An 8,746-nucleotide genomic window follows, 5' to 3' on the forward strand; every position below is an offset into this window, starting at 1 on the left:
GTGGAAGATTTATAGTTCAATGACAATTACTACCATTAAAGTGCTTCTTTTAATTCTTTAAATGAGTCAATGATGTTATTATCATTAAAAATTGCAGAAGCGGCAGCAATATGATTAGCGCCGGCATCAGTAAGATTTTTAATATTGTTTTTATTTATGCCACCATCAATACCGATAGTAAATGTTAAGCCGCTTGTTTGTCTATACCCATTTAATCGTTTTAATTTTTCTACTGTTGATGGTATAAATTCCTGTCCAGAAAAGCCGGGTTCAACAGACATCAATAATACATGATTAAGTATTTCAAGTGATGGTAATACTTTTTCTATTGCTGTTTGTGGGTTAATAGTAATACTTGGAATCCATTTTTTTTCTTTTATTTTTTTAATAATGCGTGCAATGTTTCCTTCAGATTCTACATGAAAGCTAAAAATACTGTTGGCAGGGAGTTGTAATATTTCGCACCATGGCAAGGGATTGGTAACCATTAAATGTACCCATAATTGCCGATGAGTTTTTCGTGCAATGGCATCTATAAATGCTGGCCCCCATGTTAAATTAGGTACAAAATGACTATCCATAATATCAAGATGATAACCGGGAACATGTGGATTTAATTCATGTAAAACATGTTCTAGATTTAATAAGTCAGCAGATATCAATGAAGGGTAAATAGCCGCCATGGAGTGACTCCTTTTTGAATATGAATTTGCATGTTAAACTAACAAATAAATAAAAGGGCGTCATTATTTCTGTGAGGAAAAAATCTGAGTCAACTTCTATCAAAAAAAATTAGTTGAGTTTTTTAGATTTTTCCGTATAATGGCTATATGTACTACAATATCTCTTTATTCAAGGAGTAAAAATATGTTTGAAAAATTTCGTCCATTAGGTGACAGAGTGTTGGTAAAGCGTGTGGAACATCAAGATACCACGCAAGGCGGTATTATTATTCCAGATGCAGCAAAAGAAAAAACACAAACAGCGGAAGTTATTGCAGTTGGCCCTGGTGCACGCGGTAAAGATGGTCAGCGCATGCCAATGACGGTAAAAATTGGCGATACCATTTATTTTGGTAAGTTTAGCGGCACTGATGCGGGTGATGAGCATTTAATTATTCGTGAAGATGATATTCTTGGTGTATTAGATAGGTAAATAAAATTTTAGGAGCTACATAATGGCAAAACAAATCGTATTTGGTACGCAAGCACGAGAAAAAGTGCGCAAAGGTGTAGACACATTAGCCGATGCAGTAAAGGTTACTTTGGGACCACGAGGCCGTAACGTTGCTTTTGAGCGTTCTTTTGGTTCACCAAAAATTACTAAAGATGGTGTGACTGTTGCAAAAGAAATCGAGCTTGAAGACAAGTTAGAAAACATGGGTGCGCAAATGGTGCGCGAAGTTGCAAGCAAAACAAATGATGTTGCTGGTGATGGTACCACAACAGCAACTGTTTTGGCGCAAGCAATTTTCCGCGAAGGTAACAAATATGTTATTGCTGGCGCAAACCCAATGGAACTAAAGCGTGGTATAGATAAAGCTGTAGAAATAGTTGTTGCAGAAGTTAAAAAGGCTGCAAAACCTGTTAACAATAAAAAAGAAATTGAACAGGTTGCAACAATCTCTGCAAATTCTGATGCGGTAATTGGTCAACAAATTGCGCAAGCAATGGAGCGAGTTGGCAAAGATGGTGTTATTACTGTTGAAGAAGCGCGTGGTATTGATGATGAGCTTGATGTTGTAGAGGGTATGCAGTTTAATAGTGGCTATCTTTCCCAATATTTTGTAACTGATGCGCAAAAAATGGAAGCCGTGCTTGAAAACCCGGTAATTTTAACGGTAGAGAAAAAAATTACCAGTATGAAAAGCATGTTGCCAATTTTAGAGCAAGCAGCTAAATCTGGCCGTCCATTACTCATTATTGCAGAAACGGTTGAAGGCGAGGCGCTTGCAACATTAGTTGTAAACAAAATACGTGGTTCACTCAATGCCGTGGCGGTTAAAGCACCGGGATTTGGTGATCGTCGTAAAGCAATGTTAGAAGATATTGCTGTGCTTACTGGCGGTAAACTTGTTGCTGAAGATCTTGGGTTAAAATTAGAAAATATGACGCTTTCAGATCTTGGTAGTGCAAAACGTGTTGTAATCACTAAAGATGATTGTACAATTATTGAAGGCCAAGGTGTTGAAGATGCGATCAAAGGCCGTGTTGCACAAATCAGAATGCAAATTGAAAACAGTTCTTCTGATTATGACAAAGAAAAATTGCAAGAGCGTTTAGCAAAACTTGCTGGCGGTGTTGCAGTAATTAAAGTTGGTGCAGCAACTGAAACTGAATTAAAAGAGAAAAAAGATCGCATTGAAGATGCATTGAGTGCTACTCGTGCAGCAGTAGAAGAAGGTATTGTTGCTGGTGGTGGTATTGCATTGCTCCGTACTCAAAAAGCAGTACAAGCGCTTAAACTTGAGGGTGATGAACAACTTGGTGCACAAATTATCGCACGTGCGTTAGAGGAACCACTTCGTATTATTTCTAGCAATGCTGGATATGAAGCATCAGTTGTAGTTAACCAAGTAAAAACACAAGAAGGTGTAAATGGGTTTGATGCAAAAACTGGTAGCTATGTTGATATGGTACAAACGGGTATCATAGATCCAGCAAAAGTTACTCGTTCTGCAATTCAAAATGCAGCTTCAATTGCTGGTTTATTATTAACTACAGAAGCAACAATTTCTGAAATGCCAGAAGATAAAAAAGCATCTGCTGCTCCAGCACCTGGAATGGGTGGAATGGGCGGTATGGGCGGTATGCCTGGTATGTATTAGGATCATTTATAGATCTCTGACATACTATCAATATAGTTTTGACCCGCAGAGGAATCTGCGGGTTTTTTTGTACATAAACGCATAGAGACTTTTTGATTTTGAATTAAGTATAGTAAGCTAAAATCATCAGTTCATATGTATTATTTTTTAAAGGGAGGATATATGAAAAAAAATGGAACATTTCTTTTTTTGATTGTAAGTAGTCCAATGCTGTTTTTATCTATCTTTTGTATATGTGGGCTCATCACTGGCATGAGCTTTGGTATGAATCAACAAAATGAAAAAATGCAAAGTTTAAGAGATTTTTTGTGTCGATATGTTAATGAAATAGGTAAAGAGAGGCAAGAAAAAGAGACGGAACATGTAAAAAATAAACAGTGCGCTATGTCTCAAAAAGAGCTTCTTTCTTTTATGTGTGAAATATATAAACCGGAAGGAGAACGGGACTTATCGAAATTTTCTCAATTTTATAAAAAAAATCAAAATGATGTTATATGTACCGATTCTGAGAATCAAGAAGGTTTTATTTTAATTGATCGGTATTCTTTAAAAGATGGAAAAGCAAAAAAAAGCCAAAAGAAAGATTATTAATATGAAAAATATGCGTTATGTAGTACTGACTCTTTTTATGAATGCAGCTGTATTATTTTGCAACATAAAGTTGTGATGAGTTGAATACGCAAGTAGATGAGATAAGCAAAGAAGTTGAGCTAATCAAAAAAGAAAATAAAAGAAAAAAGCAGGAATACAAAAGAGAATTAGTGCATATGAAGCGTGAATATCGACGTCAGCTTTGCGAAATGCAGCGTAGGCAAGAGCGTGAGCATATAGAGCATGAGTTTAAAAAGAGACTTCTTGAGCGTAAGTTTGTAGATCAACTGAAAGACAAATAAATAAATAGTTGCTGTAAAAAGTTAAGAACCAAAAAAGGTATTACATCGTTCAATCAATAAATCAAACTCATGATGATTAGGCACTTGGGATCGTTTGCCTCGTAGAAATGTAATACCCAAAATACCAGAATCTTTTGGTGCGTAATAAAGGAGTTGATGGCGTGGTATGCCATTGCGGTCAATCACAGGAACTTTTACGTTGATCATATATTGTAATGCGTGTATGTCACGTTGATTTTTGAGTGTAATTAAATGTCCTTGTACTGGTACAATTTTTTTATCACCAGTCAATTGTTTTGCGCCCAAACCTGCGCAATTAAAAATATACTGTTCTTGTAACTCACTAAAATCAGTAATCGTTTGTTGAATAATTGGAATTTCATATTGTGTTATGAGATTTTCTAGGTGCATCATAATTTGTGCAGGATTAATAAAGACAGTTTGATAATACATAACATTATGTTGTGTTGTACCAAAAGAGATTGTCACTGGCTTTGGTGTTGGCATGAGATCCTGTTTTATATACTCATCAAAACCAGGATTATTATTATTTCCATAATATGCAGGTATAATCGTTGGTCCATCAGGAATAAATGGATGATTGCCAGTGGCAATAGCACGATATGTTTTATATGAATGTATGCCGATTTCTAAAAATTCTTTTTTTTCTTGCGGTGTAGATGTGCGGCGATGGCGTGGAAAGAAAAAGCCCGCGGCTTTGTGCGAAGGTAACTGCTTTGTCTGTTCAGCAGCGATTATACTGACTGAGTAGCCATTGCGAGCAAGGTGTATCGCTGTTAATAATCCATAACATCCAGCTCCAATTACACATACTGATGGCTTTATATCGTACAGATGTTGCATATTTTTAAACTGCTCGATTGATTTATCAACGCTGCCAAATAAAAATGTCCAGCCTGTACCACCATGACCATAGTTATGAAAAATAATTTTATCCCGATAGTGCTCCGGTTCTACACGAAAAATACGCTCACGATGTGCTCGTACGCAAATAATTTTTTCTTGGATGTATTGTGAGCCAAACTGTGGTTTAGTTAGGTTGATAATTATAGACATTACATTTTGTCCCTAAGCGCTAAGAAATAGCGTACAATACTATTCTTTAGTAGTATAGCCGCATTTTTTGTCAGAGCAAAACAGTGTAACATCACCTTTTTTTGTTGTTTTTTTAACTAAAAATGGCAACTTGCATGTGGGGCATGGAGAATGCTCAATTTCGCCAAAAATAGCGAATTTACATTTAGGATAATTATCGCATCCCCAGAATTTTCCGCCACGCCATTTGCGGGCAACAACTTTTCCTTTACATTGTGGGCAGACAAAATCAGCTTCTTCATGATGAATATATTTACAATCTGGGTACCCAGAGCAAGCAATAAACGGCCCATAGCGGCCAATAACTTTACGTAGTGGTTTGCCACACTGAGGACACTGTTGCTCCAATAGTTCTGGTTCTGCCGTTTTTACTAATTCTATATTTCCATTTTCATCGCGTTTAAAGTTTGAAGTAAAATTGCATTCTGGATAACCAAGGCAACCCAAAAATTCACCAGATCTGCCAAAGCGAATAGCAAGTTGATGTTTTTTGCATTCAGGACAGGTAACATCTGTTGGTTCGGCAATTTTTTTTCTATCTTTACCGGCAAATTCTTTGAGATCCTTTTGAAAAGTTTTATAAAAATCTTTTAATAGTGTGTCCCGATCAAGATCTCCATCGGCAATTTTATCAAGCTCCTGTTCCATATTGGCAGTAAATTTTTTATCCATAATGTCTGGTAAGTTTTCTACCAATAATTTAGTAACGGCCATACCAAGTTCTGTTGGTGTAAACCTATTTTTTTCTGCTGTTACATAGTTGCGTGCTTTGACGGTATTTAAAATTGCTGCATAGGTACTTGGCCGTCCGATGCCTTCTTTTTCTAATTCTTTTACCAGTGTTGCTTCAGTATACTTTGGTGGTGGTTGTGTAAAATGTTGTTTAGGGTCAATGTTTTTTAAATTCAAAGTATCGCGTTCTTTAATGTCTCCAGGAAGGATAACTTTTTTTTCTTTTTCATCTGCATCAGTACCATATACTTTTAAAAAGCCATCAAAAATCAGGGTGGAGCCAGTAACTTTAAAAATATATTTACCACCTTTAATAACGACCTGTTGTTGCGCATATTCTGCTGGTTTCATTTGACAGGCAACGAAACGTCGCCAAATCAAATCATACAAACGTGCTTGATCTTTAGATAGGTAGACATTAGCGATTTCTGGCGAAATAGTAACGTTAATTGGCCTTATTGCCTCATGTGCATCTTGTGTTTTTGCTTTGCTTTTACCTTTTTTTGTATACACATTTGTTTTTGTCGGTAAATAGTCTTTCGAAAATTCTTTACTGATAAATGCACGCGCTTGCTTGAGTGCAGTGTCAGAAAGGCGTAATGAATCGGTACGCATATAGGTAATCAGGGCAATTGGTGATTTTGGATCATCAAGCGGTACACCTTCATATAATTGCTGTGCAATTTGCATTGTCTTTTTAACCGAAAATCCTAAACGGTTAAACGCGGATTGTTGGAGTGTGCTGGTCATAAATGGTGGATTAGGATTTTTTAATCGCTTTTTGTCTGTAATTTTTTCAATAGCAAAAGAGCTTTCCTTCAATCCTTTTATTATTTTGTTTGCTGCTTCTTCATTTTTTATTTCAGCTTTTTTAGTGCCAATGGCTGTTAGTGCTGCTTCAATAGTACTTTTGCTATTGCTAAATAATCCAGTAATTGACCAATATTCTTCTGGTTTAAATGCGCGTATATCTTCTTCACGCTCACAGACTAAGCGCAGAGCAACCGATTGTACACGGCCAGCAGAAAGGCCTGGGCCTAATTTTTTCCATAAAATAGGAGATACTTCATAACCAACCCAACGGTCAAGAACGCGACGTGCTTGTTGTGCTGCAACTTTATCCAAATCAACTAATGATGTATGTTTAATTGCTTCTAAAATAGCGTCTTTGGTAATTTCATTAAAGGTAATACGATGAATATCAGCTTGTTTTTTGGCAACTTTTTGAATTTCTTGTTGTGCATGCCAGGCAATAATTTCACCTTCACGGTCAGGATCGGGTGCTAGATAAATTTCATCACTTGTACTTGCAGCTTTTGCTAGTTGGGCAATAGTATCTTGTTTTCCTTCTATGACGACATATTCTATATCGATGCTACCGTTAATGGTTACACCCGTTTTTTTTGTAGGCAAGTCCTTTATATGTCCCATAGTGGACATGATTCTAAAGTCATTACCCAAGAACTTTTTTATGGTCTTGATTTTTGCGGGTGATTCTACAATTAACAGCTTCTTTTTCACTGGTATACCTTATTGATGTGATCATTTTTGTGCTACATTGCATTATTTATATATGTATATAATGCATATTTTTGTAACATCTAGCGATAATTTGTCTACTACCAATTTTTATATTAAAGGAAAAATTTTCTAAAAGTCAAATATTTTTAAATCGCATTCAATTTTCTTATTGTATTCGATTTTTTTACAGAGTCTATGTATACGCTAATGGGGAAAAGAAAATAAGTTCTATTGTAGAATTTCCTTTTTCAAAAGCATATTTTATTGAACTATGTTAGTCGTGCATGGTATGTTTTTTTTGTTTTGTAATTAGTTTAAATAAAATGGTGATCGTAGTGAAAGAAGATGTACCAGTTAAAAATAATATTGTTATTCCCGGGCATGAAGTTGAAGTGACCGCTAGCCGAGCTGGTGGGCCGGGTGGTCAACATGTTAATAAAGCGAGTACCAAAATTACGCTGCGATGGAATGTGCATAATACGACTGTATTAACTGATGAGCAAAAAGAACGTGTTCTAGAAAAGCTTGCAAGTGAATTAACTGAAGAGGGTGATGTCATTATTCATAATAAAGAATCTCGCAGTCAGGCACATAACAAAAAAGCAGCAATGAAACAGCTGGGTAAAAAAATTGCCAAAGCATTGTATGTTAAAAAAAAGCGTATGAAAACGCGAGTTCCCAAAGAAGCAAAAGAAGCTCGACTAAAAGAAAAAAAACGGCGTTCTGAGGTTAAAAAGATGCGGCAGACAAAAATCGAGCAATAAATCCATTAATCCTATTAATAGAAAATTTATCTGGTATCTGATCGTGATAAACTAATGTGTCTATGCTGATTGTGAGAAATATGTAGAATAACTTATATAGCGGTTTGATTAAGACCAGTATTCATGCTACCTTTCTCATTAACTAATTTGAAAATAGCTGTTTGAAAGGAATTGCATGAAGCGATTATTAGTTATCGGTTGTTCAGTAGTAGGTTCGCTTTTATTGGTACATCATGTGTCATCGAAAAGAGTGAAAAAATACGAAAAGATTAAACATGTACAGGGGAATATGATCGTGACAGAATCGGGATTGAAATACGAAGTTTTACAAAAAAGTACAGGCCCATCTCCAAAAGCTGGCCAACGAGTTACTGTGCATTATACAGGCTGGTTAGATGAAAATGGTACCATAGGTAAAAAATTTGATAGTAGTGTGGATCGCGGTCAAGAATTTACTTTTGTTGTTGGTATTGGCCAAGTAATCAAGGGCTGGGATGAAGGTGTAATGATGATGAAAGAAGGTGAAAAATGCCGTTTGATTATCCCTTCAGAGCTTGGCTATGGCGCTCGTGGTGCTGGCGGTGGCCTTATTCCGCCTCATGCAACGCTTATTTTTGATATTGAATTAATCAAAATTGGGTAAAAGTTCATGTACTGCAACGCGAATGGCGTCTTTTCTATTTGAATTTTTTTTTAGCCAAAGGCATACTCTTTTTACAATTCTTTTTACAATTCTTTTTATCTCTGATAATCTTCTATTATAGGTACTTATGTGCGCTTACTGGAGCATTATTTATGTGTTCAGTAGCACATTGTTTTATTTCCGTGACCAGAAAACCGTGGCCTTTTAAGGCCGGGGATGAATGGTCTCCCTTAGTGGGCGGATATGAGTA

9 protein-coding genes are annotated in these 8,746 nt (G+C 36.2%); 6 read left to right on the forward strand and 3 right to left on the reverse strand.

Translation table 11 applies throughout. From position 1 onward, the window contains the following. Window positions 1-35: 35 nt before the first annotated feature. Window positions 36-683: a ribulose-phosphate 3-epimerase gene (locus KC460_03960; protein MCA9770495.1), complete on the reverse strand. Its 648-nt coding sequence runs from the start codon at window positions 681-683 to the stop codon at window positions 36-38. A gap of 184 nt (window positions 684-867) precedes the next feature. Here KC460_03960 and KC460_03965 point away from each other — a divergent pair, with 184 nt between their 5' ends. The 4 genes from KC460_03965 (at window position 868) to KC460_03980 (ending at window position 3,720) form a co-directional block, all read left to right on the forward strand. Beyond that, window positions 868-1,155 (forward strand): co-chaperone GroES, encoded by a 288-nt coding sequence (locus KC460_03965; GenBank protein ID MCA9770496.1) that lies wholly within the window; start codon window positions 868-870, stop codon window positions 1,153-1,155. 22 nt (window positions 1,156-1,177) lie between these two features. Beyond that, window positions 1,178-2,827: a chaperonin GroEL gene (groL, locus tag KC460_03970; GenBank protein ID MCA9770497.1), complete on the forward strand. Its 1,650-nt coding sequence runs from the start codon at window positions 1,178-1,180 to the stop codon at window positions 2,825-2,827. 162 nt (window positions 2,828-2,989) lie between these two features. Further along, window positions 2,990-3,418, forward strand: coding sequence for a hypothetical protein (locus tag KC460_03975; protein ID MCA9770498.1), 429 nt, complete (start codon window positions 2,990-2,992; stop codon window positions 3,416-3,418). An 80-nt stretch (window positions 3,419-3,498) separates the two neighbouring features. Further along, complete coding sequence (locus tag KC460_03980) at window positions 3,499-3,720, forward strand: hypothetical protein (GenBank protein MCA9770499.1); 222 nt, start codon at window positions 3,499-3,501, stop codon at window positions 3,718-3,720. Between the two features lie 21 nt (window positions 3,721-3,741). Here the strand turns inward: KC460_03980 and KC460_03985 are convergent, their stop codons facing one another. Together KC460_03985 and topA are read right to left on the reverse strand one after the other, a co-directional pair. Then, a complete protein-coding gene (locus KC460_03985) occupies window positions 3,742-4,797 on the reverse strand; it encodes an FAD-dependent oxidoreductase (GenBank protein MCA9770500.1) in 1,056 nt (351 codons plus the stop codon). A 39-nt stretch (window positions 4,798-4,836) separates the two neighbouring features. After that, window positions 4,837-7,089 (reverse strand): type I DNA topoisomerase, encoded by a 2,253-nt coding sequence (gene topA / locus KC460_03990; GenBank protein ID MCA9770501.1) that lies wholly within the window; start codon window positions 7,087-7,089, stop codon window positions 4,837-4,839. A 335-nt stretch (window positions 7,090-7,424) separates the two neighbouring features. Between topA and arfB the strand changes: the two genes are divergently transcribed. Both arfB and KC460_04000 read left to right on the forward strand, forming a co-directional pair. Further along, entirely contained in the window at window positions 7,425-7,853 is a 429-nt protein-coding gene (gene arfB, locus KC460_03995; protein MCA9770502.1) for an aminoacyl-tRNA hydrolase, read from the forward strand. 175 nt (window positions 7,854-8,028) lie between these two features. Further along, on the forward strand, window positions 8,029-8,496 hold the full coding sequence (locus KC460_04000; GenBank protein ID MCA9770503.1) for an FKBP-type peptidyl-prolyl cis-trans isomerase: 468 nt from the start codon (window positions 8,029-8,031) through the stop codon (window positions 8,494-8,496). Window positions 8,497-8,746: the final 250 nt, after the last annotated feature.

The organism is Candidatus Dependentiae bacterium, assembly GCA_020431705.1.
Lineage (GTDB): Bacteria > Babelota > Babeliae > Babelales > Vermiphilaceae > JAGQHQ01.